Origin of the sequence: Rathayibacter sp. AY1A3, from assembly GCF_002930975.1 — a bacterium.
Taxonomy (GTDB): Bacteria; Actinomycetota; Actinomycetes; order Actinomycetales; family Microbacteriaceae; genus Rathayibacter.
Window position 1 is genome coordinate 1 of record NZ_PSTO01000044.1, and the last position, 26096, is coordinate 26096.

A 26096-nucleotide genomic window follows, 5' to 3' on the forward strand; every position below is an offset into this window, starting at 1 on the left:
CCCCCGCCCCCCGCCGCATCCGCCTCCGCCTCCTGGTCGCGCTGCTGGTGCTCGCGCTGGTCCTCGCCGGCGCGGGCATCGCCCTCTCGCTCGCCTCGCGGAGCGGAGGCGCGGGCGCTCCGGCCGCGAGCTCCCCCGACCCCGGCCCGACCTCCTCCGTCGACATGGCCGAGCGCGTCGCCGGTCTCGAGAAGCGCTTCGCCGCCGGGTTCCCGCAGCACAGCATCGTCCTCACGGGCAGCTCCACGATCGGCCGCTGGACGACCTCCAAGGAGGATCTGCGCCCGCTCGAGACCTACAACATCGGGATCGGCGGCACGACCGTCGCCGATCACCTCGCGTGGCTTGACCGCATGGTCGTCCCCTTCGATCCCCGCGCCGTGATCGTGTACGTGGGAGCGAACGACATCAGCGGCGAGGAGGGCTCGCGCACCGGCGCCCAGACCGCCGGCGCCGTCGTCGAGTACCTCCAGCGCGTGGAGGAGGTCGCCCCCGACGCCGAGCTGTTCTACGTCGAGATCGCGGAGACGCCCGCCCGCGCCTCCGTCGGTGCCGAGGTCCGCGCCGCCAACACCGCGGTCAGCGCCTACGCCGAGACGGACGACCGCGTCACCTTCGTCCCCACCGCCGACGCGCTCGTCACCTCCGACGGCTCTGTCGACCCCTCCCTCTTCGTCGACGACGGCCTGCACTTCGACGAGGCCGGCTACGCCCGGTTCTCGGAGGCGGTCCGCGCGGTGGTCCTGCCCGCTCTGGAGTGAACCGGCGGGCCGACGCACTGCAGCCCCGCTCGACGTGAGCGGCCCGGGGACACCGCGCCCGGAGCCCCCAGTGTTGACCCTGAAGGGGGACACGGCCCCTCCGCCGCGCGCGCCTATCCTGGCCCCGCGTCATCGCCGACAGCGCCCTCTGCACCGCCGCAGACCGCCGCTCGCTCAGCAGCGCCGACCGTCTCGGAGTCACCGATGCCCCGCTCGAGGATCCGCCCCCGCGGTCTCGCCCTGCTCACCGTCCTGGCGATCACGGCCGCCGCGCTCGTCGCCGGGCCCGCGGGTCCGGCGTCCGCCGCTCCCGTCGTGCCCGCCGGCTTCACCGACTCGCGGGTGGCGGCCGTCCCCGCGCCGACCGCCCTCGCCTTCACGACCGACGGGCGCACCCTCGTCTCCTCGCAGACCGGAGCGATCCGGGTGATCCGCGCCGGCGGCCTGGTCGCCACTCCGGCCCTCGACCTGCGCTCGAAGGTCTGCGCCAACGGCGAGCGCGGTGTGCTCGGCCTCGCGGTCGACCCGGCACCGGGCTCGCGCACCGTCGTCGTCTACTACACCGCGAAGGGCTCCGACTCCTCCTGCCCGACCAACGCCGGCGGCACGGTGAACCCCGCGGGAGCCCCGCGCAACCGCGTCTCCTCGTTCCAGCTCGGCACCGACGACCGCATCGACCCGGCCTCCGAGCGCGTCCTCCTCGACGGCATCTACTCCCCCGCGAGCAACCACAACGGCGGCGACCTCGCCATCGGCAAGGACGGCCTGCTCTACGTCAGCGTCGGCGACGGCGGCTGCGACTACCGCGGCGGAGTCGGCTCGCCGGGCGGCAGCGGCTGCGGCGGCCGGAACGACGCCGCGCGCGACCCGAACATCCTGAACGGCAAGATCCTGCGGGTCACCCTCACCGGCGGCGTCCCGGCCGGCAACCCGTACCTGGGCACCGGAACCGCCTCGTGCCGGCTCGCCCCGGCCGCCGCGGGCGTGCGCTGCCGCGAGACGTTCGCGAGCGGCCTGCGCAATCCGTTCCGGATGGCGTTCGACCCGAACGCGACCGGCACCGTGTTCCGCATCAACGACGTGGGCCAGGACGCCTGGGAGGAGATCGACCAGGGTGTCGCCGGCGCCGACTACGGCTGGAACACCCGCGAGGGCCACTGCGCGAAGACCGGCTCGGCCTCGAACTGCGGAGCCGCGGCGCCCGCCGGGCTCACCGACCCGGTCCACGACTACGCGCACAGCAGCGGCTGCGCCTCGATCACGGGCGGCGCCTACGTCCCTCGCGGTGTCTGGCCGGCCGCCTACGACGGCGCGTACCTCTTCGGCGACTACGTCTGTGGGAAGATCCGGACCCTCGGCCGCACCGGCGCGGCAGGCGATCTCGTGACCGGCCTCGGCGGCAGCAGTGCCGTCGCCATGGCCTTCGGCCCCTCGCGCGGGACCCAGGACCTCTTCTACACCAGCTACGCGAACGGCGGCGAGGTCCGGCGCCTCGCCTACACCGCCGCGGCGAACCGCGCCCCGACCGCGGCCCTCACCGCCGCCCCCTCCTCCGGCGCGGCTCCTCTCGCCGCGCGGCTTAACGGCTCGGGCAGCAGCGACCCGGAGGGCGGTGCCCTGACCTACCTGTGGTCGTTCGGCGACGGCACCCCCGACCGCATCACGACCGGCCCGACCTTCACCCACAGCTACGCCGCCGGCAGCTGGACCGCGTCCCTCCGCGTCCGCGATCCGAAGGGAGCCGTCTCCGCACCCGCGACGACGAGGATCACCTCGGGCGACAGTGCCCCGACGGTGAGCATCACCGCACCCGCCGACGGAGGGGTGTTCGTGACGGGCCGGAGCTACGGCCTCCGCGCCACGGCGACCGACGCCGAGGACGGCGTCCTGCCCGCCTCGGCGCTCACCTGGACCGTCCAGCGCCGCCACGCTCAGCACACGCATCCCTTCCTCGGGCCGCTGACGGGGAACGACCTCTCCTTCGTCGCCCCCGGCCCGGAGGACCTCGCCGCCGCCGCGGACAGCGACCTCCTGATCAGCGTCACGGCGACGGACTCGAGCGGAGTGTCGACGACGGCGACGCGGACGTTCTCCCCGCAGAAGGTCTCCGTCACCCTGGCCACCGCTCCCGCCGGCCGGACGGTCGTCGTCAACGGCACCGAGGTCGCCGGAGGCACGACCGTCGTCTCGTGGGCGGGCTCGGCCCTCCAGCTGGAGGTCCCGGACCAGACCGACGCGTCGGGCACGGCCTACCGGTTCTCGTCCTGGTCGGACGGCGGCGCCGCTTCGCACAGCGTCGTCACTCCCGGGAGCAGCACCACGCTGACCGCGACCCTCGTCTCCGCCGGGCTCCCCGGCGCTCCGACCGCCGTCACCGCCACGGCGGGCTCGGACGGCACGGCGACGCTCGCGTGGTCGCCCCCCGCGGGGACCGGCGGCTCGGCGGTCACCGGCTACCGGGTGTCGCGCGACGGTTCCGACACGAGCGGAGCCGGAGCCTGGAGCGCCGTGGTCGCCGCGACCAAGCGCTCGCAGACCTTCACGAAGCTGGTCCCGGGCCGCAGCTACACCCTCTCGGTGCAGGCGGTCACGGCGAACGGCACCGGCCCGGCGGCCTCCGCGCTCGTCGCCGTCCCCTGACCGCCCGGCGTCCACCGGCCTCCCGGGCGCAGCCCTGCCGCCGCCCAGCCGTGCGCCCCTACGATCGAGCCATGCCGAGCATCCGGAGCCGCCGTCGGCCCCAGCCCCCGATCGAGTCCCCGGCGGGCGGGGGCGCCCGGTGAACGACACCCTCACCGGGATCCTGGACTTCGTCGTCAGCGTCCCCCCGGTCTGGCGGACGCTCCTCGCCGGACTCGCGATCTTCTTCGAGACCACGATCCTGGCGGGCCTCGTCGTCCCCGGCGACACGATCGTGATCGTCAGCGCGACCGGCGTGACCAGCCCGCTGCAGTTCGCGGCGCTGGCCGTCACGGTCGTCATCGGCGCCCTCTGCGGCGAGTCCGTCGGCTTCTACCTCGGCCGCTGGTTCGGGCCGCGGATCCGCGCGTCGCGCCTGGGACGCCGGCTCGGCGAGAAGAACTGGCTGAAGGCCGAGCGCTACCTCGCGCGGCGCGGCGGGTTCGCCGTGTTCCTCTCGCGCTTCCTGCCGGTGCTGCACTCGCTGATCCCGCTGACGGTGGGGATGAGCGGGATGCGCTATCGGACCTTCATGGCCTGGACGATCCCGGCGTGCGTGCTCTGGTCGTCCGCCTACGTCGGCGTCGGCGCGGCCGCGGCGGGCAGCTACCGGGAGCTCTCGGAGAGCCTGCACGGCGCCGGCTACGTCTTCGTGGGCGTCATCGTCGTCTTCGCCCTGCTCGTGCTCCTCGGGAAGAAGCTCCTGAACAGAGCGGAGGCGCGTCACCTCGACGAGTGACGCGCCTCCGGGCGTGGATCCGGAGAGGATCAGTCGACGAGACCCGCCGACTTCAGCCACTCGCCCGCGATCGCGGACGCGGACTTCTGCTCGTTGACGCTCTCGGAGTTGAGGGCGACGAGGTCGTCCGCCGTGAGCTTCGCGCTGACCGCGTTCAGCACCTCGGCCGCGTCGTCCGTGATCTTGCTCGAGACGATCGGCACGACGTTGTCGGCCACGAACAGTCCGTCCGGGTCCTCGAGAGCGACGAGGTCGTTCTTCTGGATGTTCGGGTCGGCCGTGTAGACGTTCGCCAGCTGGATCTGGTCGCTGGTGAGCGCGTCGACGGTGGTCGATCCGCCGCTGTCCTCGATCGCCTGGAAGGTGGTCGTGATGCCGTACTTCGACTGCAGGGTGTCGGGCCCGTAGGGGCGCGTCTGCAGCTCGGAGTTGCCGCCGACCACGATCGGGTCGGTGACGTTCTTGAGCGACGCGATGTCGGTCAGGTCCCACTTGTCGGCGAAGGCCTGGGTGACGGTGTACGAGTTCTGGTCGCTGGCCTCAGCGGCGTCGAGGGCGCGGAGGCCGTCGGGCAGCGCGTCGCCGAGCGCGGAGTACACGTCGTCGGCGGTGGTGGCCGTCGCGTCGGGCTCGAGCGCCTGCAGGAGGCTGCCGTCGTACTCCGGGAAGACGTCGATGGATCCGCTCTCGATCTCGGGCAGGTAGATCTCGCGCTGGCCGATGCGCAGCTGGCGGTCGACGGTGAAGCCGTCGTTCTCCAGCGCCTGCGCGTAGATCTCGGCGAGGATCTCGTTCGAGTAGTAGTCCTGCGAGCCGACCACGATGGTCTCGCTGCCCGCAGTCGCACCCGATCCCTCATCGAGCGGATCGCTCGAGGAACACCCTGCCAGTGCCACGACGGCACCGACCGCGAGTGCGCTGAGCGCGACACGGCCCTTCGTGAAATGTGCTGTGAACATTGCTATTTCCCTTCTTCGATGGGGATTCCCATCACCGCGCGTCGTCGGGGCGACGAAGCGCGGGAACCTGTGCGGCCGGCGGTGCCGGCCAGGCCGAGCACGACTCCGCGCGGCACGGCGAGCCGCTGGAGGAGGGCGAAGAGGACCTCGCTGAGGAGCGTCAGCACGATCACCAGGATCGAGCCGGCGAGCATCTGCGGGTAGTCCCCCGACTTCACTCCGCGGAAGATGTACTGCCCGAGGCCGCCGGCGCCGATGTAGTCGGCGAGCGTGGCGGTCGCGATGATCTGCAGCGCCGCCGAGCGGAGCCCGCCGATCAGCAGCGGCAGCCCCAGCGGGATCTCGACCTTCGTCAGGATCTGCCACTCGGTCATGCCCATCGAGCGCGCCGCGTCGACCGTGCGGCGGTCGACCGCCTCGAGCCCGGAGTACGCGCCGGCGAGCACCGACGGGATCGCGAGCACGACGAGGGCGATCACCGGAGCGCCGAGGCCGAGCCCCAGGCTCATCGCCGCGAGGACGAGCACGCCCAGCGTCGGCAGGGCGCGCAGGCCGCCTGCGACCGGCACGGCGATGCCCTTGCCGCGCCCGGTGTGCCCGATCAGGTAGCCGATCGGGATCGCGATCGCGGCCGCGATCACGAGCACCAGCAGGCTGATGCCGACGTGCTGGGCGACACGGGTCGGGATCGCGTAGACCCCGGTCCAATGCGCGGGGTCGGCGATCCAGGCGAAGGCCTCGGCGATGAGGTTCACGACGTCACCGCCCTCTCGACCGCGACCGGTCTGCGCGAGCGGCGCGTGCGGTCCAGAGCCGTCCAGGGCATGAGGAGACGGCCGATCAGCACCAGCAGTCCGTCGAGCACCAGCGCGAGGACGATCGTGAGGACGATGCCCGTGACGATCTCACCGGTGATGCCGCGCTGGAAGCCGTCGGTGAAGAGCAGGCCGAGGCTCTGGATCCCGAGCACCGCGCCGACCGTCACCAGGCTGACCGTGCTGACCGTGACCACGCGCAGGCCCGAGAGCAGGACCGGGCCGGCCAGCGGGAACTCGACCCGCCAGAAGCGCGCCCAGCCGGAGTAGCCCATCGCGGTCGCCGACTGGCGAACGTCGTCCGACACCGCGCCCAGTGCGTCCGAGGTGGTGCGGACCATCAGCGCGACGCCGTAGAGGGTGAGGCCCGTGATCACGTTGGCGGTCGAGCGGAGCGGGATGCCCAGCAGGACCGGCAGCAGGATGAACATGGCCAGCGAGGGGATGGCGTAGAGCACGCCGAGCCCTGTCAGCAGGGTGCCGCGGCTCCAGCGGTAGCGGTTCGCGAACCAGCCGAACGGCAGCGAGACGAGGAAGCTGAGCAGGATCGGCGGGACCGACAGGGCCAGGTGCGCCAGCAGGTTCGCGACGATCGCGTCCGTGTTGTTGACGACCCAGTTCACGCGGCGGGGCCGTCCTGCGCGCGCAGCACTCCGGTCGGGCGCCCGTCGCCGTCGACCACGATGCGGGCGCCGTCGCGCTCCTCGATCCGGAGCGAGCGCTTGCCGCGGTCGGCACCGACGAAGCCGGCGACGAACTCGCTCGCGGGGTTCGCCAGGATCTCGGCGGGCGAGCCCTTCTGCGCGATCCGGCCGCCCTTCTCGAGGATGACGACCTGGTCGCCGAGGAGGAACGCCTCGTCGATGTCGTGGGTGACGAAGACCACGGTCTTGTCGAGCTCGTCCTGGAGCCGCAGGGTCTCGCGCTGCAGGTCGGCGCGCACGAGAGGGTCGACCGCGCCGAACGGCTCGTCCATCAGCAGGATGTTCGGGTCGACCGCCAGGCCGCGCGCCACACCGACGCGCTGCTGCTGGCCGCCGGAGAGCTGGCTGGGGTACCGGGCGGCGAGCGCACGGTCCAGTCCGACCGTGTCCATCAGCTCGAGCGCGCAGGCGTGCGCCTGCTTCTTGGCGACCCCGTTCAGCCTCGGCACGGTCGCGATGTTGTCGATGACCTTGCGGTGCGGCAGGAGGCCGGAGTTCTGCATCACGTAGCCGATGCGGCGGCGGAGCGCGACGGCGGGCAGGGACGAGATGTCCTCGCCGTCGATCTCGATGGTGCCGGAGGTCGGCTCGATCATCCGGTTGATCATGCGGAGGATCGTGGTCTTCCCGCAGCCCGAGGATCCGACGAAGACGGTCGTCTGCCGGGAGGGCAGCACGAGCGAGAAGTCGTCGACCGCCCGCGTGCCGTCCGGGTACTGCTTGCTGACGTTGCGGAACTCGATCACGAGGCCGCCCGCCGTCCGGCGGTGTGCGCGCCGATCTGTCCCTGGTCCACGACTGTGCCCGCTCTCGCTCCGCGCGTCCGGCCGTTGCACGGCCCGCGGCCCCGAACGGGGCCAGGCGGCAAGGAAAACACCAATAGCAGCCACCTGCCAACCCGGACCGCGAAGTGTTGCGGGATGTTCCGGGAGCGACTAGGGCCTTGACAGTCCTAGCCGGTCAGGACTCCTCGACGGCTCCGTAGTGCGAGGTCATGTAGTGGCGCAGCAGCGAGCGGCTCTCGTCGATGAAGCGCTGGTCGCCGTTGGGGTCGATGAGGAACGCCCGCGTGAGCAGCGCGTCCGCGACCTCGATGGTCACCTCGAGGCGGAAGGACAGCTGCGCGCCGCCCGGGAGGCCGTACTCGGACGCGAGGATCTCGGCGAAGCGGCGGGCGAAGAAGCCGGCCTCGAACGCCTCGCCCGCGACCTCGGGGGCGTGGATCGTGTCGACGAAGCGGATGGAGCGGAAGCCCGGCTCGTTGCGGTGCATCTCGCAGAAGGCGTCGATCGCGCAGTCGACCGCGCCCCACCAGTTGCCCGGGTGGGTGTCGCGGATCTCGGTGATGACGCGGCGGCGGAAGCGCTCGAGGGCCCGTTCGCGCAGCGCCTGGAGGACGGCGATGCGGTCCGGGAAGTAGCGGTAGACCGTGCCGATCGCGGCTCCCGCGCGCTCGGCGACCATCGCCGTGGTCAGGCGGTCGAAGCCGACCTCGTCGACGACGGCGGCCGCCGCGTCGAGCAGCGAGGCGAGACGGGCGGCGCTGCGCACCTGCACCGGCTCGTTGCGGACCTGGGACGATTCACCGAACGGTCGATCGACGAGGTTTCCAAGAGGCACGGCGGGCTCCTTCGGTCGTGGTTCCTACAATCGTACGCACGGCGACCGCCGGTCGGGGTCGTCTCATCGAAAGTCCCTCGTGTTTCGCGCCCCCGGAAGGGCGACGGCTCCGCGGGTCCGATACACCCGGGAGAAACCATGTGCGGACGCTTCGTCCTCTCGCAGACCACCGCCGACCTGGTGGCGCTCTTCGACATCGACGAGCCGGGCGCCGACCTTCCGGAGCCGTCCTGGAACATCGCGCCGACCCAGCGGATCGCCGTCGTCGCGGAGTCGATGAAGGGGGTCGAGGAGGGCAGCCCGCCGCGGCGCCGGCTCGCCGGAGCCCGCTGGGGCCTGGTGCCCCGCTCCGCCGCCGACCCGTCCGCGGGGCCGCCGCTGTTCAACGCGCGGATCGAGTCCGTCGCCGAGAAGCCGTCGTTCCGCGAGTCCTACGCCTCCCGGCGCGCGATCGTGCCCGCCTCGGGCTGGTACGAGTGGCGGGTCGGCGCGGACGGGGCGAAGGCACCCGTCTACGTCTCGCCGGGCGAGGGCTCGCTCCTCCTGTTCGCCGGTCTCTACGAGTGGTGGCGCTCGGCCCAGCCGGGCTCTCCGTGGCTGCTCTCGGCGACGGTCCTCACCCGCCCCTCCGCCGGGCCGCTCGCCGAGGTGCACGAGCGGATGCCCGTGCTGCTGCAGCCGGAGCTGATCGAGGACTGGCTGGACCCGGCGTCCCCCGGGGACGGCGAGCTGCTGCGCGCGGCCGCCGAGGGTGCGGCCGAGCTGGCCGAGGAGCTCGAGGTGCACGGCGTCGGTGCAGCCGTGGGCTCCGTCTCGGCGAACGGCCCCGAGCTGATCGAGCCCACCGGAGCCTGACGATCGCGTGAGAGCGCGATCCGCGGTCCGGCATCCGGTCTGACAGACTGGGCGGATGCCGCTGACGCCCGAGAGCAAGCCCCTGAGCGCAGGCAAGGCGGAGGTCATGCACCGCGCCGCCCGCCTCGAGGACCGACTCCACTCCTTCCGGATGAGGCGCGTGAAGCGCAAGGGCTACGTCCCGAGGGTCATCCCCTACACCGGCTACGGCTCGACGACGCAGCTGCGCGTCCTGGCCCGCGTCCTCTACACGCGGCCGACCCCTCCCGGGGTCGAGGAGGTCCGCCCCGTCGAGGGCGTGCGCGGCTGGCGGAGCTTCACCAGCGTCTTCGTGAGCGGGGCCGTCGTGACCGTCGAGGCCGACGGGCAGACCCACCGGGTGACGGCCGACCGCGGCGGAGTCGTCGACGCGGACCTCCCGATCACGCTCGAGCCCGGCTGGCACACCATCACCTTCTCGACCGCGGGCTCGAAGCCCGTCGAGGCGCCCGTCTTCATCGTGCGTCCGGAGGCGCGGCTGGGCGTCGTGTCGGACGTGGACGACACGGTGATGGTCACCGCGCTCCCCCGCCCCTTCGTCGCCGCCTGGAACACCTTCGTGCTCGACGAGCACGCCCGGATGCCCACGCCCGGCATGGCGGTCTTCCTCGACCGCTTCGCCCGGCAGTACGAGGGCTCCCCGGTCATCTACCTCTCCACCGGCGCGTGGAACGTCGCCCCGGCGCTCACCCGCTTCCTGTCGCGGCACCTGTACCCGGCCGGAGCGCTCCTCCTGACCGACTGGGGCCCGACGCACGACCGCTGGTTCCGCAGCGGCAAGCAGCACAAGGAGATGAACCTCCGCCGACTCGCGGCCGAGTTCCCGGACGTGCGCTGGCTGCTGGTCGGCGACGACGGGCAGCACGACGAGGAGATCTACTCCGACTTCGCGGACGAGCACCCCGACAAGGTCGCGGCGATCGCGATCCGCCAGCTCTCCACAGGCGAGGCGGTGCTCGCGGGAGGCCGCTCCAAGGCCGAGGACCGCTCCCTGACCAGCGGCACGACCTGGGTCTTCGCGCCCGACGGCGCGGGCATCTCCGAGCAGCTGACGGAGCTCGGCATCCTCTGATCCCGGACCGGCTCCGGGAACGACGGAGCCGTCCGCTCCCCGGGGGGAGGGACGGCTCCGGTCGATCGGCTCGGACTACGCCTGGTGGGCGGCCTGCAGGTCGAGGGTGATGGTGACCTTCTCGCCGATGAGCACGCCACCGGTCTCGAGGGCCGCGTTGTAGGTCAGACCGAAGTCGGTGCGGTCGATGGTGGCCTTGGCGGTGAGGCCGGCCTTGTAGTTGCCGTAGGGGTCGGTGCCGAAGCCGCCGAACTCCACCTCGAAGGTGACGGGCTTGGTGGTGCCCTTGATGGTGAGCTCGCCGTCGACGAGGAAGTCGTCGCCGTTCGGGCGGACGGCGGTCGAGACGAAGTGGATCTCCGGGTACTTCTCGGCCTCGAAGAAGTCGCCGGTGCGGAGGTGGCCGTCGCGGTTGGGCTCGTTGGTATTGACGGAGGCGACCTCGGCGGTGGCCTCGACCTTGGAGTCGAGCGGGTTCTCGCCGGTGGTGAACGTGGCGGTGAAGCGCTCGAACTTGCCCTTGACCTTGCTGATCATCAGGTGGCGGACGCTGAACGCGACCTCGCTGTGGGTGGGGTCGATGACCCAGGTGCCGGCCTTGTAGCCGGGGATGGTGACGGTGTCGGTCATGGTTTCTCCTCGAGTGTGACGGTCGTCGCGGGGAGAGCGTCCCCGTCCGATGTATGCAAGCGCATCGACGTCGATCAGTATTCCATGTAGCGACAACTATTTCATCCACGTTCCGTCGAAGGATCGGCGGACACCGCGTGAACACGGGGCGCCGCACCCCGGACGGGGGTCGGTGCCGCTCCCCGGAGCGGTCGTCAGCGGTCGGCGGGAGCCGGGTTGCGGATGCCGAGGAGGGAGACGACGCCGCCGGCGACCAGGAGGGCGGCGGTCGCGACGGCGGCACGGGAGAAGCCCTCGACGTCGAGCGAGTCGCCGACCACGAGCGAGGTCGCGGCGATGGCGACCAGCCCGGCGATGCGCGAGACGGCGTTGTTCACGGCGGAGCCGACTCCGCTGTGCCCGTCCTCGACCGCGCCGAGGATCGTCGAGGTCAGCGGGGCGACCGTCACCGCGAGGCCGAAGCCGAAGAGGAGGATCCCCGGGAGCAGCTGCGTGGCGTAGTCGGCGCCCTCGTCGACGAAGGAGAGCAGGAGGAACCCGGCCGCGGCGATCAGCGGTCCGACGCCCATGAAGAGCCGCGGGCCGAACCGCGCCGACAACGACCCGGAGACCTGCGAGAGCAGGAGCAGCAGGATCGTCGGCGGGAGCGTCGCGAGCCCGGCCAGGGTCGCCGAGAAGCCCAGGGTCTGCTGCAGGAACAGGCCCAGCGCGAAGAAGCCGAAGGAGAGCGCGCCGTAGACGAACGCCGTCGAGACGTTGCCGACGGTGAAGTTCCGCGACGCGAAGAGCGACAGCGGCAGCATCGGATGCGCCGCGCGCCGCTCCCACACGACGAACGCGACGAGGGCGGCGACTCCCCCGATCAGGGCGGTCAGCACGAGCGGATGCTGGACCCCGAGCCGCTCCTGCTCGATCAGCGCGAACACCGGCCCTCCCAGGCCGATCACCCCGAGCACCGCGCCGACGCCGTCGATCGGCACCCGGGTCCCCGAGTCGACCGCGCCGAGCCTGCGCAGCAGGACCAGCGTCACCGCGATCGGCAGCAGGTTGAGCGCGAAGACGTACCGCCACGAGCCCGCGTCCACCAGCAGGCCGCCGAGCACGGGGCCGGCGATCGTCGCCGTGCCGGTCCAGGCCGTCCACGCGCCGATGGTCCGGGCCTGCGCGGCGCCGTGGACGGTCGCGATGATGAGGGCGAGCGAGCTGGGCACGAGGATCGCGCCGGCGGCGCCCTGGAGCATCCGCGCCACGATGAGGACCTCGGCGGTGGGGGCCAGCGCGCACAGCAGCGAGGTGACACCGAAGCCGATCAGGCCGATGGTCATGCTGCGGGCCCGGCCGATGCGGTCGGCGAGCGAGCCGGCCACGAGGATCAGCGCGCCGAGCGTGATCAGGTACCCGTCGACCACCCACTGCTGCACCGCGAGCCCGCCGCCGAGCTCGCGGGTGATGGCGGGCAGGGCGACGTTGACGACGGTGCCGTCGAGGAAGGCGACGAAGGAGGCGAGGACGGCCACCACGAGCACCGCGCGGCGGCGCGTCTCGGCGGGGTCGGCGGAGGCGGTCATGCTCGGGCTCTGGTCACCCGCTCACCGTACCGGCGGCCGCCGCTCCCGGGGCCGGGAGGGCGGGCATCCGGGCCCCCGAGCGCGGCCGCACGACGGATCCAGACTCGTCGCCTACTCTCGTAGCCATGTCTGCGCAAGGAACCGCCCGCGGCGGCGTGCTCGCCCGGGTCCTCGGGATCGTCGGAGCCAGCCTCGCCGGGGGCCTGCTGATCACGGTCGGGGTCACTCCCGCCCTCGCCGTCACCGGTCTCGCCGAGAACAACCCGATCGGGCTGTTCGAGACGGTGCCCGAGTACCTCGAGCTCGGCCAGCTGGCCCAGAAGACCGAGATCTACGCCAAGCGCACCGACGGCTCGGACGAGCTGCTCGCCTCCTTCTACGCGCAGAACCGCGAGGAGGTGGCCTTCGACCAGGTCAGCCAGTCCGTGAAGGACGCGGCGGTCTCGACCGAGGACCCACGCTTCTACGACCACGGCGGCGTCGACCTGCAGGGCACGATCCGCGCGGTGCTCAGCAACATCGTCGGCGGTGACCTCCAGGGCGGATCCTCCATCACCCAGCAGTACGTCAAGAACGTCCTCGTGCAGAAGGCGGAGTCGCTGAGCGCGACCGACGAGGCCGCCTCGGAGGCCGCCTACGAGGAGGCGACCGCGACCACTCCGAGCCGCAAGCTCAAGGAGATGAAGCTCGCCGTCGACCTCGAGAAGAAGTACAGCAAGGACGACATCCTCCTCGGCTACCTCAACATCGCGGGCTTCGGCGGCCAGGTCTACGGCATCCAGGCGGCGGCCGAGTACTACTTCTCGACCAGCGCGGCCGACCTGAGCCTCGCGCAGGCCGCCAGCCTGATCGCCACGGTCAACAACCCCAACGGCCTCAGGATCGACCAGCCCGAGAACATCCCGGACAACAAGGTCCGCCGCGACTACGTCCTCGACCAGATGCTGCAGGAGGGGAAGATCTCGCAGGCCGACCACGACGCCGCCGTCGCCGAGGAGGTCGTCCCCGCGATCACGCAGACGCCCACCGGCTGCCAGACCGCCGGCAACGCGGCCTTCTTCTGCGACTACATCACCCGCGTCGTCCAGAACGACCCGGCGTTCGGCGACGACGCGGACACCCGCCTCGCCAACTTCCAGCGCGGCGGCTACAAGATCTACACGACGCTCGACCGCGACCTGCAGGACACCGCGGCCAACGCGACGAACAACGCCGTCCCCAAGGTCCCCACCCTCGACACCAACATCGGCAGCGCGACCGTCTCGATGGAGGTCGGCACCGGCCGGATCCTGGCGATGGTGCAGAACAAGGACTACGACGCGGCCGGCGCCGTGAACGGCGCGAACTTCTCCGCCGTCAACTTCAACACCGACACGGCCTACGGCGGCTCCGCCGGGTTCCAGGTCGGATCGACCTACAAGGTGTTCACGCTCGCGCAGTGGCTCGCGAGCGGACGCACCCTGAACGAGACGATCAACGGCCGCGAGCGCACCTTCTCGGGCTTCCCCGCCAGCTGCGCGCCGGGCGGCGAGCTCGACACCTCCTACGAGGTCAACAACGACGACAGCGAGAACGGCAGCTACAGCGTGCTGACCGGCACGATGCAGTCGATCAACACCGTCTACGTCTCGATGGCGCAGCAGCTCGACCTCTGCGCGATCCGCGACCGCGCGGTCGGCTTCGGCGTGAAGGCGGCCGACGGCGGCGAGGTCGACTACAAGCCGTCCGCCGTCCTCGGCTCGGACACGCTCATCTCGCCCCTCTCGATGGTCACCGCCTTCGCCGGCTTCGCCAACAACGGCACCGCCTGCTCCGCGATCGCCATCGACTCGATCACCGACGCGACCGGCGCCGCCGTCCAGCCGCCGACCTCCACCTGCAACCAGGCCCTCAGCCCCGAGCTGACGGCGGTCGCGAACTACGCCCTGCAGCGCGTCGTCACCGGCGGCACGGCCGCCCAGTCCGACCCGGACGACGGCATCGAGCACATCGGCAAGACGGGCACCACCGACAACGCGGAGTCGACCTGGATGGACGGCGCGAGCTCGCGCGTCGCGACCGTGGTCTGGGTGGGCAACATCGACGGCCACACCTCGATGCGCGAGGTCCGCTTCCCGAACTCGGAGCTCGAGAGCCGCCCGTACGCCTCCAACATCCGCCACTACATCTGGAACTCGGTGATGACGCGCGCCGACCAGAAGTACGGCGGGGACGACTTCGAGGAGCCCAGCAGCGCCCTGCTGAACGGCCGCCAGATCGCCGTGCCGACCGTCTCCGGCCGCTCGGTCGACGACGCCACGGAGGCGCTGGAGGACCTCGGCTTCGACGTCGAGGAGGGGGCGACCATCGACTCGTCGCTCCCGGCCGGCGTGGTGGCGGGCACCGACCCGGCCGCGGGCACGACCGTCGCGCGCTACTCCGACATCGCCCTGCTGATCAGCAACGGCTCGCAGGTCCCGGCTCCCGCCACCCAGGCACCGGCTCCGGCTCCGACCGGCACGGGAGTCCCCGCGACCGAGGCTCCCCCGGCGACGCCCACGGCGACCCCGACAGCGACAGCCACGGCGACTCCGACGGCGGAGGTCGAGGAGTGAGCTTCGACGCGGACTTCCTCGGCGTCCCCGCGGCGGCGCCGCGCCTGAGGGTCGAGCGCCCGGTGCGGCTCCTGCCGTACACGCACTTCGAGGTGCTGCTGGATCCGGAGCGGCGCCTGGCCGTCTCGACGGCCGTGAACATCGACGGCGCGCGCCTGGTCGAGCTCGGCCGCGGCGACGACTGGCACCTCGACGACCGCATCCCCGCCTCCGAGCAGACCGGGCCGGAGGTGTACGCCCGCAACGACCTCGACCGCGGCCACCTGGTCCGCCGCCGCGACCCCGTCTGGGGCGACCGGGACGAGGCCGCCGCCGCCAACCGCGACAGCTTCTGCTACACGAACGCCGCGCCCCAGGCGAGCGGCTTCAACCAGTCGCAGGAGCTGTGGCTCGGGCTCGAGACGCTGGTGCTCGAGTACGCGCAGACCTGGCGCACGCGCCTGAGCGTCTTCACCGGGCCCGTGCTCGCGGACGACGACCCGGTCTACCGCGGTACGGGCATCCCCCGCCGCTTCTGGAAGATCGCGGCGTGGAGCCCGGACGGATCGACGCTCGCGACGAGCGCGTACCTGCTCGACCAGAGCGAGCTCGTGGAGCGCGTGCGCGAGGGCCTGGTGCCGCTCGGCGGCTTCAGGACGTTCCAGCTGCCGGTCGCCGCGATCGGCGAGCTGACCGGTCTCGACGTGGACCTCCTCGCCGGGGTCGACGTGCTCGGCTCGGCAGGACTCCGGCCGGAGCCGTGGCGCGAGATCGTCGAGCCGTCAGACGTGGCGAGCGGCCTCCTCCCCCGCTGAGGCTCCGCCGGGGGCAGGATGGGCGGATGAGCACCCCCGTCCTGGTCGAGATCACCTCCGGCGCCGTCGTCCTCCGCGACCCGGAGGGTCCGCTCGTCCGCGTCGACGAGGCGGGCTACCTCCGCGGCGACGGGGTCTTCGAGACCGTCGCGGTCCTCGACGGACGTCCCCGCGCGCTCGGCGAGCACCTCGCGCGGCTGGCCGGATCTGCCCGGGCCGTCGGGCTGACGATCCCGGAGGCGCCCCTCTGGTCCCGAGCGGTCGACCTCGCCGTGGCGGAGCACGACCGGGTCGACGACCTGACGGTCCGCTTCATCGCCGCCCACGGCTCGGGCGAATCCGCCCGGTGCACCGTGCGCGCGGCTCCGACTCCCGACTCGAGCGCGCTCCGGGAGACGGGCGCGGCCGTCGTCGTGCTGGACCGCGGGTACGCGAGCGGTCCGCTCGCGCCGTGGCTGCTCCCGGGCGTCAAGACCACCTCGGGCGCCGTCACCCGGGCGGCGCTGCGCGAGGCGGCGTCCCGCGGCGCGGACGACGTGGTCTGGCGCACGAGCGACGGGCTTCTCCTCGAGGGGGCGACGTCGAGCCTGGTGCTCCTCGGCGACGGGGTGCTCGCGACGCCGCTCTCGGGCAGCGTGCTCGCCGGCACGACGGTCGAGCGGGTCCTCGCGCTGGGCGAGCGCCGCGGGCTCGCGTCGTCGCGCCGCGAGCTGCCGGTCTCGGCGCTCACCGGTGCCGATGCGGCGTGGCTGGTGTCGAGCACCCGGCGGGCGATCCCCGTCCGCTCGGTCGACGGCGCACCGCTCGCGATCGACGCGGACCTGACGGCGGCGTTCGAGGCGGGGCTGCTCGCCGGCTGATCGCGTCCGCGGCTCGGACTCCCTGCGCGTCAGGCCGCTGCGGCCAGCGCGCGGGAGGTGTGCGGGCCGACGCCGGCCTCCTCCGCGTCTCCGAGATCGGCGAGCGTGTCGACGTCCAGCCTCAGCGTCGACGAGCCGGGCAGCACGACGACGGCGCAGCCCGCGTCGCGGTGCCGGGCCAGCGAGCCCGGGCCGAACGCCGGAGCGACGAGGGCCCCGGCCGCCAGCAGGAGCGCCGTGGTGCCGCTCCCCTCGCGGTCCGGGACGACGGCCGGGAGCGACCGCGTCGCGAGCGCCTCGGAGAGGTCCGACGGCAGCAGGGCGGGCAGGTCCCCGGTCAGCACGATCACCGGGGCGCCCGGCCGGCGGTGGAGGGCGGCCTCGGCTCCCCCGGACACGGCGGCGTCGAGGGTCCCCGGGTCGGGCACCACCACCAGCTGCGGGTGCTCCGCCCGTGCGCGGTCGGCCGCACCGGCGTCGGAGGTGACCAGGAGAAGGCTCGCCACCGGCTCCGCGGCGGCCACGGCGGCGAGCGTGTCCAGGAGGAACGCCTCGGCCAGCGCCGCGCGGCCCGGCACGTCGAGGCGCGTCTTCGAGCCGCCGCGGCCCTTGAACACGACGACCGCGCTCCAGCCGGTCACGCGCGCTCCTCGCGCGAGGCTGCTCCGGCCGCGAAGCCCTCGGCGAAGGCCTCGTCGGCGCCGAGGCGGAACATGTCGTCGGGGCCCGTCCGGGTCAGCGTGCGGGCGCCCGGGCTCTCGACTCCCGTCACCAGGCGGGCGAGCCCGCGGACGACGGCGACGGGGCGACCGCTCGCCTTGCCCTTCACCAGGTCGCCGAGCGCGGCGATCTCGTCCGCCACGGCCGGCATGGTCACTCCGAGCGTGCGCCCCAGGGCGTCGACCCCGCCGCGGAGGTCGTCGATCACGAGGACGCCCGCGGCTCCGATGGCCGCGTCGGTCTGCCCGACCCGCCAGGCGCGGCCCAGGGTGTCGCTGACGAGCACGCCCACCTCCACGCCGAGCCGCTCCCGGAGGCCCGCGCAGAGGGCCCGCGCCGAGGCGTCCGGGTCGAGGGGGAGGAGGAGGACCGTCCCCTCCGCGACGTTGCTGGCGTCGACTCCGGCCGCCGCCTGGACGATCCCGAGGCGGTTCTCGACGATGCGGGTGACGCCGGAGCCGTGCGCCCGGGTGGCGACGACGCGGACGGTCTCGGCCGTGATCGCGTCCTCGCGGTCGGCCGCGGCGACGACGCGCCCCTCCGCCTTCGAGACGATCTTGCTCGTGACCACGAGGATGTCGCCGTCCTCGGGCCGGTCCTCCTCGGCGGCGGCGGCGACGGCCGCGAGGATCAGCTCGAGCAGGTCGTCACCGGGAGTCACCTCCGGGATGCCGTCGAGGGCCCAGGCCTGCACGCGCGTCTCGCTCACCGGTCCATTCTCCCGGCTGCCGCGGGCGCACGGGTCCACGGCCCGAGATCACCCGAGTGGACGATCGGCGGCGCCTCAGCCGGCGGCGAGGTACGCGGCGACCGCGGGCGGCACGTAGGGGGCGACGTCGCCGCCGAGGGAGGAGACCTGCCGCACCAGCGAGCTCGACACGTGGGCGTGTGCGGGATCGGGCAGGAGGAACACCGTCTCGACGTGCGCGAGGTTGCGGTTCACGATCGCCATGGGGGTCTCGTACGCCACATCGACCTGCGAGCGGATGCCCTTCACCAGGATGCTCGCGCCGACGTCGGTGCAGTAGTCGACGAGCAGGCCCATGCTCCACGAGGCGACGACGATCCGTCCCTCGACGCCCGCCTCCGCGATCGACTGCTCGATGAGCGAGACGCGCTGGGCGATCGGCAGCAGCGCGGTCTTGGCGGGGTTGTGCACCACCACGACGTGCAGCTCGTCGACCAGGCGCGCGGCCCGCTCGATCACGTCGAGATGACCGAGGGTCACGGGGTCAAAGGAGCCGGGGACGACGGCGATGCGGGCCATGCCGACAGAGTAGCGGGCGGGCACCGCCTAGCTCTTGGCGAGGAACTCCCGGTCGCGGTCCTGCACGCGGCGCGCGAGCGCGGCACGGAGCCGGTCGTGCGCGGCGAGCGACGGGTCCTCCGCGAGGAGCCGCTCGGCCAGCGCCCGCGCCTCCACGATCACGTCCGCGTCCTGCACCACCCGCAGCAGGCGGAGCGACGAGCGCCCGCCGGACTGCGAGTCGCCCAGCACGTCGCCCTCGCGGCGCAGCTCCAGGTCGACCTCGGCGAGCGCGAAGCCGTCGAGCGTCGCGGCGACCGCCTCCACCCGCTCGCGCGCGACCGTCCCCGCCTCCGCCGCCGTCACGAACAGGCACACCCCCGCGACGCCGCCGCGCCCGATGCGCCCGCGGAGCTGGTGCAGCTGCGAGACCCCGAACCGCTCCGCGTCGAGCACGACCATCATCGAGGCGTTCGGCACATCCACGCCGACCTCGATGACCGTCGTCGACACCAGGACGTCGATCTCCCCCGCGGCGAAGGAGCGCATCACGGCGTCCTTCTCCTCCGTCGTCATCCGCCCGTGCAGCGCGGCCGACCGCCGCTTCCCGAGCAGCGGATGAGCGCGCACGCCCTCCAGCGTGGCCGCGACGGTCGTGAGCGGCGCGGCGGCGTCCTCCTCGGGCGGCTGCGCGCCCTCGGCGGGCTCCCCCGGCTCGATCGCCGGGCAGACGAGGTAGACCTGGTGGCCCGAGCGGATCTCCTCCTCGGCGCGCTCCCAGGCCCGCGCGATCCACGCGGGGTGGTCGGCGAGCGGGACCACGTGGCTCGTGATGCCGGGGCGCCCGGCGGGCAGCTCGCGGATGGTCGAGGTGTCGAGATCGCCGAAGACCGTCATGGCGACGGTCCGCGGGATGGGCGTGGCCGTCAGCACCAGCACGTGCGGCGGGGTGGCGCCCTTCCGGCGCAGAGCGTCCCGCTGGTCCACGCCGAAGCGGTGCTGCTCGTCGATCACGACGAGGCCCAGGTCGTAGAAGGAGACCGCGTCGCCGAGGAGGGCGTGCGTGCCGACGACGATCTTCGCCGTGCCCGAGACGATCCGGAGGAGGGCCGCACGGCGCTGCGCCGCCCCCAGCCCGCCGGTGAGGAGGGTCGGCACCAGCTCGGCCGCGAGCTCCGGGCCGAGAGTCCTCGCGATCGAGCGGAGGTGCTGCCCCGCGAGCACCTCTGTGGGAGCGAGCAGAGCCGCCTGCCCGCCGCTCTCGGCCGTGGCGAGCATCGCCCGGAGCGCGACGAGGGTCTTGCCGGAGCCGACCTCGCCCTGCACCAGCCGGGTCATCGGGCTCTCAGCGGCCAGGTCGGCGGCGATCTCGTGCCCCACCGCGGTCTGGTCTCCGGTGAGGGCGAAGGGCAGCGCGGCGTCGAAGCGCTCGAGCAGCCCGCCGGGGCCGGGCACGCGGGCGGTCGCGGGGCTGCTGCGCGCCGAGGCCCGGCGCTCGAGCAGGGCGAGCTGCAGGAGGAACGCCTCGTGGAAGCGCAGCGTCTCGCGCGCCTGCGCCTCCTCGCCCTCCCGCTGCGGGCGGTGGATCAGCTCCAGCGCCTCGCCGAGGCCCAGCAGCGAGCGGCCGGCGCGCACCTGCTCGGGCATCGGGTCGGGCACGTCGCGCAGGCCGTCCAGCAGCACGCCGATCGCGGCCTGGAGCTGCCAGCTCGAGATCGCGCTGGTCGCCGGGTAGATCGGGATCGGCCGCTCGGCCCAGTCCTTCGCGAGCTCACCGCCTCCCGTCTCCGTCGCGGCGGCCTCCTCGTCGTCGAACAGGCGGTAGTCGGGATGCGTGAGCTGCGGGGTGTCGCGGAACATCGAGACCGTGCCCGCGAAGATCCCGCGCACGCCGCGGTGGAGCTTCGCCGCGCGCCAGGGCTGTCCGAAGAACGTCAGCGAGAGCGTGCCCGAGCCGTCCGAGATGACGACCTCGAGCAGGGTGCCGCGCCGGTTGCGCATCGGCCGCTCGCGCACCTCGCGCACCTCCGCCACGATCGTCACGCTCTCTCCCACGGGGAGACGCGAGAGCGCCGTCAGCTCGCCCCGCTTCGCGTAGCGGCGCGGGTAGTGGCCCAGGAGCTCGCCGACCGTGCGGTACCCGAAGGCCTTCTCGACCGCACTCGCCGTGCGCGGCCCGATCAGCGGCGCGAGCGAGGCGTCGAGGGGGTCCGGGATCACCTAGCGATCATAGGTCGGACCTCGGACGCGCGAGCCGGGCGACCGGGTCCAGCGCCGAGCGCGGCACGACCGACGCGAGCACCCGACGACCGGCACCCGCGGAGCCGCGGAGCGCGGCGCTCACGGCGGTCGCGTCGTCCCACGCCTCCGACTCGCTCGCGGACGGCGAGTAGCGCCGGCGCTCGACGCGCTCCCGGAGCCCCTGCAGACGTGCCGCCGCTCCGGGGTCGAGGGCGGGAGCCATGCGGGCCTCCTGCGCGCGCGGAGACTCCGTGTCCTCCACGGGGACGCCCAGGTCGCGGGCGGTCGCCAGCAGCTCGGCCCACGCGGCCTCGACGGAGCCGGAGCGCGCGGACCGGCGCCGCAGCGCGCGCTGGACGGCGCGCATCAGCCAGGGGACGAGCACGAGCAGCAGGAGCAGCACCCAGAGCGTCGCCGCGGGAGCCGCCGTGGTGCTCGAGGCGCCGACGGCACCGGGGGTCGGCGTCGCCGACGCGGCCGTCGGAGTGGGTGTCGCGGCGGGAGCGCTGGTCGCACCGGGCGCGGTGGTCGCGGTCGAGCCCGGGGCGGTGGGGCCCGAGGACGCCGTCGCGCTCGGCAGGGTGTACGAGGCCGGAGCGCCGCGGCTGGGCGTCGGCTCGAAGGGCAGCCAGCCGACCCCCTCGAAGTACAGCTCGGGCCAGGCGTGCAGGTCGGAGGAGAGGACGCGGTAGGTGGTCAGGTCGCTGCCGCCGGAGGGCACGACGGAGCCGGGCTGGTAGCCGATGGCGAGCCGCGACGGGATCCCGAGCTCGCGCGCCATCACCGCCATCGCCGAGGCGAAGTGGACGCAGTAGCCCTCCTTCGTCGTCAGGAACGCCGAGAGCACGCCGACTCCGTCGCCGTCGTAGCCCTCCTCCGCGGGGGTGTCCTCGGAGTAGCGGAACTCGGACGAGCGGAAGTACGTCTGCAGCGCGCGCGCCCGGTCGTAGGCGGTCGGAGCCTCCGCCGTGACCTCCTCGGCGGTGGTGCGGACGATCTCGGGCACGTCGTCGGGGAGCGAGAGGTACCGGTCGACGCCGGACGGCGCGGGCGCGGCGAGCAGCTGCTGCGGGTCGGGCTCGAGCCGCAGCGCCTGCACCTGGTAGTCGTCTCCGGAGCGGGTCGTCGCGTCGCCGCGGATCGAGCCGTCCTGCACGTCCTGGAGCCAGCCGTCGCCGACGCCCGTCAGCGACGAGACCGGATACGGCACGGGGAGCCACTGGCTCCGCAGCGTCTCCACCGAGACGTCGACCTCCTCCGCCTCGCGCGGCACGCTCTCGGAGAGCCCCTCGGGCGCGATCGGCGCCTCGATCGGAGCGGTCTGCTCCGTCTCGCTCGGCGCCCAGTCGTCACCGTCGAAGTCCGAGACGGTCAGCACGCGGAGGTAGACGGGCAGGTCGGAGTCGGTGGCGTAGCGCAGCACGGTCACGGGATTCGGGCGGCGCAAGTCCGCGCCGAGGGCGACCACCGGGTCGATCGCGCCGTTGAAGAGGCTGCCGGAGACGCCCGAGGGGGCGGTGGTGCGCGCGTAGCCGGCCGCCGAGCCGGCGACGACTCCCGCGCCGAGGACGACCACGGTCACGGCCGCGAAGGCGGGCAGCACGGCCGAGGCCGCGCTCGGGCCGCTCGGGCGGCGGGGGGCGGCCGTGGCGGCGAGCACGCCCGCGTAGGCGAGCGCAGTGACGACGAGGCTCGCCCAGGACACCTCGGAGGGGTCCACGATCGCCGGCACCGCGAGCAGCGCCGCGGGGAACAGACCGGCCAGGGCGGGGAGGCGGACGGAGAAGGCGAACAGGTCGGCCGCCCAGGCGAGCACGACCACCCCGCCGATCAGGAGGAACGAGATGCCGTCGTCGGCGACCGCCGGGAGCCCCTGCTGCGCGATGGACTGGAAGCCGCCCTGCGCGAGCGCCTCCGCCTGCGCGACGGCGCCGGGCGTGGGGATCACGAACAGCAGGGCCCGACCGGGCACGAACATCGCGGTCAGCACGCCGACCATCGTCAGCGTGCCGAGGATCGGCGGGACGACGGGGTGCACGCGCAGAGCCCGGGCGGCGGCCGGGACGCCGAGCACCACGGCGACCGCGCTCGCGAGGAGCACCAGCCAGTCGACGCCGACGAGGAGCCGCCCGATCCCGGCGGCGGCGGCCGTGATCGCGAGGAAGAGCAGACCGCTCAGAGGAGCCGACCCGGCGCGCGGATCGCTCTCGACGCGGCGGCTCACGCCACCACCCGCAGAGCGAGAGCCTGCGCCCACGCCTCCTCGACGGAGGCACTCGGCTCGACGGACACCGCGTACCAGCCGAGCGAGGCGAGAGCCGCCTCCTCCTCAGCGGTGCCGGCGACGACGAAGGCGATCGCGGGGCGCGACTGCGCGGCCAGGGAGCCGAGGGCGTCGAGGTCCGACTCGAGGAGTCGGGTGAGGACGGCGAAGACCGGTCGCACTCCCCCGGTGTCGCGCATGTCGGCCGAGATCCGGGTCACCGCGTCGACCGAGTCGCGCGAGGGCGCCAGCTCGGCCAGGCGCAGCAGCACGTCGTGCGCCACCTCGCGCTCGTCCTCCGAGTGCTCCGGCTCGCCGTCCGCACCCGTCTCGACGAGGTGGGTCTCGAAGCCGCGGTCGAGCAGGTGCACGGCGAGGGAGGCCGTCATCGACACCGCCCACTCGAGCCGGTCGTCGCCGCGCCGCTCGAGTACGCGCTCGGCCCGGGTCTCGAGGAGGATCCACGCGTGCGGATCGGTGTTCTGCTCGTCCTGGCGGACCATGAGCTCGCCGGAGCGGGCGCTCGCCCGCCAGTGCACCCGGCGCATGGCGTCCCCCGGGCGGTAGTCGCGCGGGATCACGTCGTCCGTGCCGGCGCCGGCCGTCGCGTGCGCGACCGGGCTCGATCCGCCTGCTCCGTGCGCGTCCAGGACGTCGCTCTGGAGGGGCACGACCCGCGGAGTCACGACGAACGGCTGCGCAGCCCCCACGACGCTCTCGCGGAGCGCGAGCCCGAGGCCGTCGCCGCGCACCAGGCGCAGCGGGCCGATGCGGTGGATCCCGCGCCGCTCGGCGGGCAGACGGTAGCGGGCGCGCACGCGGCCGCCCGACGGGACGCCCGGCAGCCCGAAGACGCCCTCGGCGACCGGGCGGCCGACGACGACCCCGCGCTCCACGCGCTCGAGCCGGTCGTGGGCGCGGGCCCCGCTCCGGACGGCGCGGCCGCGGTTCTCGAGCAGCACATCGACCTCCACCACGTCGCCGGCCGCGACGGTCTGGGGAGCGAAGCGGCGCTGCACCCGGAACGACGCCGGCGCCAGGAGCAGGGAGACGAGCGCGCCCAGGGGCAGGCCCAGCAGCACCAGGCCGACGAACAGCAGCTCGCGGAACTCCGACAGCGGCGCTATCACCACTCCCGCGACGCCCAGCAGAACGAGCGCCCAGCCGCGCAGCGTCAGCGCGACCCCGCGGAGCGCGGGCAGACCGCCGAGACGGGACGACGGCGTCTCGGCGGCGCGGGCCTCAGTCGCCACGGTTGCCGAAGGGGACGGGGGTGGCCGCGACGATGCGCTGCACGATCTCCGTGACCGAGTGCGAGGATCCGGCGCCGGAGCGGCCGGGGAGGCGGGTGGCGGGCAGGAGGCGGTGGCCGAGCACGGGGACGGCGAGCGCGTCCACGTCGTCCGGCACCACGAAGTCGCGGTCGCTGAGGGCGGCGAGCGCCTTCGCGGCGGCGATCAGCTGGAGCGTGGCGCGCGGGCTCCCCCCGAGCCGCAGCTCGGGGTCGACCCGCGTGGCCTGCATGATCGCCACCACGTACTCCTGCACGGGCGGTGCGACGTACACGGAGCGCACGTAGGCCATCATCCGCTCGAGCTCGGCGAGGCCCACGACGGGCCGCAGCTCCTCGAGCGGGCTGGCCGAGTCGCGGGTGCGGATCATCTCGAGCTCGGCGCGCTCATCGGGGTAGCCGAGCGAGAGGCGGGCCATGAAGCGGTCGCGCTGGGCCTCGGGCAGCGAGTAGGTGCCCTCCATCTCGACCGGGTTCTGCGTCGCGATCACGGCGAAGGGGCGCGGGAGGAGGTGGGTCGTGCCGTCGACCGAGACCTGGCGCTCCTCCATGCACTCCAGCAGCGCCGACTGCGTCTTGGGCGAGGCCCGGTTGATCTCGTCGCCGATCAGGATGTTCGCGAAGACCGGGCCCGGCTTGAACTCGAAGTCGCGGGTCGCCTGGTTGTAGACCGAGACCCCCGTGACGTCGGAGGGGAGCAGGTCGGGCGTGAACTGGATGCGCGCGACGCTGCCGCCGACCGAGGCCGCCAGCGACTTCGCCAGGACCGTCTTGCCGGTGCCGGGGACGTCCTCCATCAGGAGGTGCCCACCGGCGAGGAACACCGTCAGCGCCATCGAGACCTCGGCCGACTTGCCGTCGATCACGCGGGTGAGGTTCCCGAGGACGGCGCCGCAGTGCGCCGTGAACTCCTCGCGGGTCAGGGGCGTCTCGGGAGCCGCTCGGCGGCCGACAGCGGAGCGGGTGTCTTCGAGCGACGTCATAGCTACGGATTCTCGCAGTCCTGACGGCAAAAGGGTCCAGGTTCCGCGAGTTCGCAGTGTGCCGCCAGGCGGGAGCGCGCGGCGGCCGCCGGACGCCGTGGGCAGGGGTGCCGCCCTATGCTCGATCCGGTGACCAGGATCATCGCCGGATTCGCCGGCTCGCTCACCCTCCGGGTCCCGCGCGCGGGCACCCGCCCCACCAGCGACCGCGTGCGCGAGGCCGTCTTCTCGGCCCTCGAGGCCCGGGACGCCCTCGACGGCGCGACGGTGGTCGACCTCTACGCGGGCTCCGGCGCCCTCGGGCTCGAGTCGGCCAGCCGCGGAGCGAGCGCGGTCGTCCTGGTCGAGCGCGACCCGAAGGCCGCCCGGACCGCGGGCGAGAACGCACGGGCGATCGCGACCGCGGCTGCCAAGAACAAGCGGCCCGCCCCGCGGATCGAGGTGGTGACCGGCTCGGTCCGCTCCTTCCTCGACGGGTCCCCGGCCCTCAACACGGACACGGTGTTCCTCGACCCGCCCTACGACCTCGGCGAGGACGACCTCGCCGCCGATCTCGCCGGCGTGCTGCCACTGCTGCGCGAGGACGCGGTGGTCGTCGTGGAGCGGAGCTCCCGCAGCCCGGAGCCGCGCTGGCCCGCGGGTCTGGAGCGGGAGCGGAGGAAG

General features: G+C 73.4%; 23 protein-coding genes. 9 read left to right on the forward strand and 14 right to left on the reverse strand.

The genetic code is table 11. From position 1 onward, the window contains the following. From C5C10_RS15405 to C5C10_RS15415, 3 genes are all read left to right on the forward strand, one after another. Positions 1-761: GDSL-type esterase/lipase family protein (locus C5C10_RS15405; protein WP_219813278.1), on the forward strand; the 761-nt coding region annotated here is incomplete at its 5' end. A 204-nt stretch (positions 762-965) separates the two neighbouring features. Next, on the forward strand, positions 966-3401 hold the full coding sequence (locus C5C10_RS15410) for a PQQ-dependent sugar dehydrogenase (protein ID WP_181073486.1): 2436 nt from the start codon (positions 966-968) through the stop codon (positions 3399-3401). Positions 3402-3540: 139 nt separating this feature from the next. After that, a complete protein-coding gene (locus tag C5C10_RS15415; RefSeq protein ID WP_104223112.1) occupies positions 3541-4179 on the forward strand; it encodes a DedA family protein in 639 nt (212 codons plus the stop codon). A 29-nt stretch (positions 4180-4208) separates the two neighbouring features. Here the strand turns inward: C5C10_RS15415 and C5C10_RS15420 are convergent, their stop codons facing one another. The 5 genes from C5C10_RS15420 to C5C10_RS15440 all read right to left on the reverse strand — a co-directional run bounded on the left by C5C10_RS15420 (position 4209) and on the right by C5C10_RS15440 (position 8277). Then, positions 4209-5138 carry an ABC transporter substrate-binding protein gene (locus C5C10_RS15420; protein WP_104223111.1) on the reverse strand — a complete coding sequence of 310 codons (930 nt, stop codon included), beginning with the start codon at positions 5136-5138 and terminating at the stop codon, positions 4209-4211. A gap of 2 nt (positions 5139-5140) precedes the next feature. Further along, positions 5141-5893, reverse strand: a complete 753-nt coding sequence (locus tag C5C10_RS15425; protein ID WP_104225632.1) for an ABC transporter permease — start codon at positions 5891-5893, stop codon at positions 5141-5143. After that, entirely contained in the window at positions 5890-6576 is a 687-nt protein-coding gene (locus tag C5C10_RS15430; RefSeq protein ID WP_104223109.1) for an ABC transporter permease, read from the reverse strand. Before C5C10_RS15430 ends, C5C10_RS15425 begins: the two co-directional genes overlap by 4 nt. Next, positions 6573-7403, reverse strand: coding sequence for an ABC transporter ATP-binding protein (locus C5C10_RS15435; RefSeq protein WP_104329707.1), 831 nt, complete (start codon positions 7401-7403; stop codon positions 6573-6575). The genes C5C10_RS15430 and C5C10_RS15435 overlap by 4 nt, the downstream gene beginning before the upstream one ends. A 214-nt stretch (positions 7404-7617) precedes the next feature. Then, positions 7618-8277 carry a TetR/AcrR family transcriptional regulator gene (locus tag C5C10_RS15440; protein WP_104223107.1) on the reverse strand — a complete coding sequence of 220 codons (660 nt, stop codon included), beginning with the start codon at positions 8275-8277 and terminating at the stop codon, positions 7618-7620. Between the two features lie 138 nt (positions 8278-8415). Between C5C10_RS15440 and C5C10_RS15445 the strand changes: the two genes are divergently transcribed. Beyond that, entirely contained in the window at positions 8416-9132 is a 717-nt protein-coding gene (locus tag C5C10_RS15445) for an SOS response-associated peptidase (RefSeq protein WP_104246545.1), read from the forward strand. A gap of 55 nt (positions 9133-9187) precedes the next feature. Further along, positions 9188-10243 carry an App1 family protein gene (locus C5C10_RS15450; protein WP_244229442.1) on the forward strand — a complete coding sequence of 352 codons (1056 nt, stop codon included), beginning with the start codon at positions 9188-9190 and terminating at the stop codon, positions 10241-10243. A gap of 75 nt (positions 10244-10318) precedes the next feature. On the opposite strand, the gene C5C10_RS15455 is transcribed toward C5C10_RS15450, so the two are convergent. After that, positions 10319-10873, reverse strand: coding sequence for a YceI family protein (locus C5C10_RS15455; protein ID WP_104223105.1), 555 nt, complete (start codon positions 10871-10873; stop codon positions 10319-10321). Positions 10874-11067: 194 nt separating this feature from the next. After that, entirely contained in the window at positions 11068-12441 is a 1374-nt protein-coding gene (locus C5C10_RS15460) for a DHA2 family efflux MFS transporter permease subunit (RefSeq protein ID WP_104233761.1), read from the reverse strand. A gap of 125 nt (positions 12442-12566) precedes the next feature. Between C5C10_RS15460 and C5C10_RS15465 the strand changes: the two genes are divergently transcribed. Genes C5C10_RS15465 through C5C10_RS15475 form a run of 3 tightly spaced genes read left to right on the forward strand, consistent with a single transcriptional unit; the run spans position 12567 to position 16689 of the window. Continuing rightward, positions 12567-15035 carry a transglycosylase domain-containing protein gene (locus C5C10_RS15465; RefSeq protein ID WP_104319136.1) on the forward strand — a complete coding sequence of 823 codons (2469 nt, stop codon included), beginning with the start codon at positions 12567-12569 and terminating at the stop codon, positions 15033-15035. Next, the gene (locus tag C5C10_RS15470; RefSeq protein WP_258060620.1) at positions 15032-15829 is read left to right on the forward strand and encodes a DNA/RNA non-specific endonuclease; all 798 of its coding nucleotides are present in this window, start codon (positions 15032-15034) and stop codon (positions 15827-15829) included. The genes C5C10_RS15465 and C5C10_RS15470 overlap by 4 nt, the downstream gene beginning before the upstream one ends. A 26-nt stretch (positions 15830-15855) precedes the next feature. Then, positions 15856-16689, forward strand: coding sequence for an aminotransferase class IV (locus tag C5C10_RS15475; protein WP_104329708.1), 834 nt, complete (start codon positions 15856-15858; stop codon positions 16687-16689). 29 nt (positions 16690-16718) lie between these two features. Here C5C10_RS15475 and cofC read toward each other — a convergent pair whose 3' ends face one another. The 7 genes from cofC to C5C10_RS15510 all read right to left on the reverse strand — a co-directional run bounded on the left by cofC (position 16719) and on the right by C5C10_RS15510 (position 25433). Then, positions 16719-17330 (reverse strand): 2-phospho-L-lactate guanylyltransferase, encoded by a 612-nt coding sequence (gene cofC / locus C5C10_RS15480; protein WP_104225626.1) that lies wholly within the window; start codon positions 17328-17330, stop codon positions 16719-16721. Next, on the reverse strand, positions 17327-18118 hold the full coding sequence (locus C5C10_RS15485) for a coenzyme F420-0:L-glutamate ligase (RefSeq protein WP_258060621.1): 792 nt from the start codon (positions 18116-18118) through the stop codon (positions 17327-17329). Before C5C10_RS15485 ends, cofC begins: the two co-directional genes overlap by 4 nt. Positions 18119-18193: 75 nt before the next feature. Then, entirely contained in the window at positions 18194-18676 is a 483-nt protein-coding gene (gene coaD / locus C5C10_RS15490) for a pantetheine-phosphate adenylyltransferase (RefSeq protein WP_104223138.1), read from the reverse strand. Between the two features lie 27 nt (positions 18677-18703). Continuing rightward, positions 18704-20875, reverse strand: coding sequence for an ATP-dependent DNA helicase RecG (locus tag C5C10_RS15495; RefSeq protein WP_374953258.1), 2172 nt, complete (start codon positions 20873-20875; stop codon positions 18704-18706). 7 nt (positions 20876-20882) lie between these two features. Further along, on the reverse strand, positions 20883-23120 hold the full coding sequence (locus tag C5C10_RS15500) for a DUF3488 and transglutaminase-like domain-containing protein (protein WP_104329709.1): 2238 nt from the start codon (positions 23118-23120) through the stop codon (positions 20883-20885). Further along, complete coding sequence (locus C5C10_RS15505; protein WP_104329710.1) at positions 23117-24412, reverse strand: DUF58 domain-containing protein; 1296 nt, start codon at positions 24410-24412, stop codon at positions 23117-23119. The genes C5C10_RS15500 and C5C10_RS15505 overlap by 4 nt, the downstream gene beginning before the upstream one ends. Continuing rightward, positions 24402-25433, reverse strand: coding sequence for a MoxR family ATPase (locus tag C5C10_RS15510; protein WP_104225624.1), 1032 nt, complete (start codon positions 25431-25433; stop codon positions 24402-24404). Before C5C10_RS15510 ends, C5C10_RS15505 begins: the two co-directional genes overlap by 11 nt. A gap of 129 nt (positions 25434-25562) precedes the next feature. On the opposite strand from C5C10_RS15510, the gene C5C10_RS15515 reads away from it, so the two are divergent. Continuing rightward, positions 25563-26096: RsmD family RNA methyltransferase (locus tag C5C10_RS15515; protein WP_104329712.1), on the forward strand; the 534-nt coding region annotated here is incomplete at its 3' end.

Bases quoted from the DNA above. Each gene is read 5' to 3' on its own strand.
- C5C10_RS15410 (WP_181073486.1), top strand. From the start codon at position 966: ATGCCCCGCTCGAGGATCCGCCCCCGCGGTCTCGCCCTGCTCACCGTC.
- C5C10_RS15420 (WP_104223111.1), bottom strand. From the start codon at position 5,138: ATGTTCACAGCACATTTCACGAAGGGCCGTGTCGCGCTCAGCGCACTC.
- C5C10_RS15445 (WP_104246545.1), top strand. From the start codon at position 8,416: ATGTGCGGACGCTTCGTCCTCTCGCAGACCACCGCCGACCTGGTGGCG.
- C5C10_RS15450 (WP_244229442.1), top strand. From the start codon at position 9,188: ATGCCGCTGACGCCCGAGAGCAAGCCCCTGAGCGCAGGCAAGGCGGAG.
- C5C10_RS15455 (WP_104223105.1), bottom strand. From the start codon at position 10,873: ATGACCGACACCGTCACCATCCCCGGCTACAAGGCCGGCACCTGGGTC.
- C5C10_RS15460 (WP_104233761.1), bottom strand. From the start codon at position 12,441: ATGACCGCCTCCGCCGACCCCGCCGAGACGCGCCGCCGCGCGGTGCTC.
- C5C10_RS15465 (WP_104319136.1), top strand. From the start codon at position 12,567: ATGTCTGCGCAAGGAACCGCCCGCGGCGGCGTGCTCGCCCGGGTCCTC.
- C5C10_RS15475 (WP_104329708.1), top strand. From the start codon at position 15,856: ATGAGCACCCCCGTCCTGGTCGAGATCACCTCCGGCGCCGTCGTCCTC.
- coaD (WP_104223138.1), bottom strand. From the start codon at position 18,676: ATGGCCCGCATCGCCGTCGTCCCCGGCTCCTTTGACCCCGTGACCCTC.
- C5C10_RS15510 (WP_104225624.1), bottom strand. From the start codon at position 25,433: ATGACGTCGCTCGAAGACACCCGCTCCGCTGTCGGCCGCCGAGCGGCT.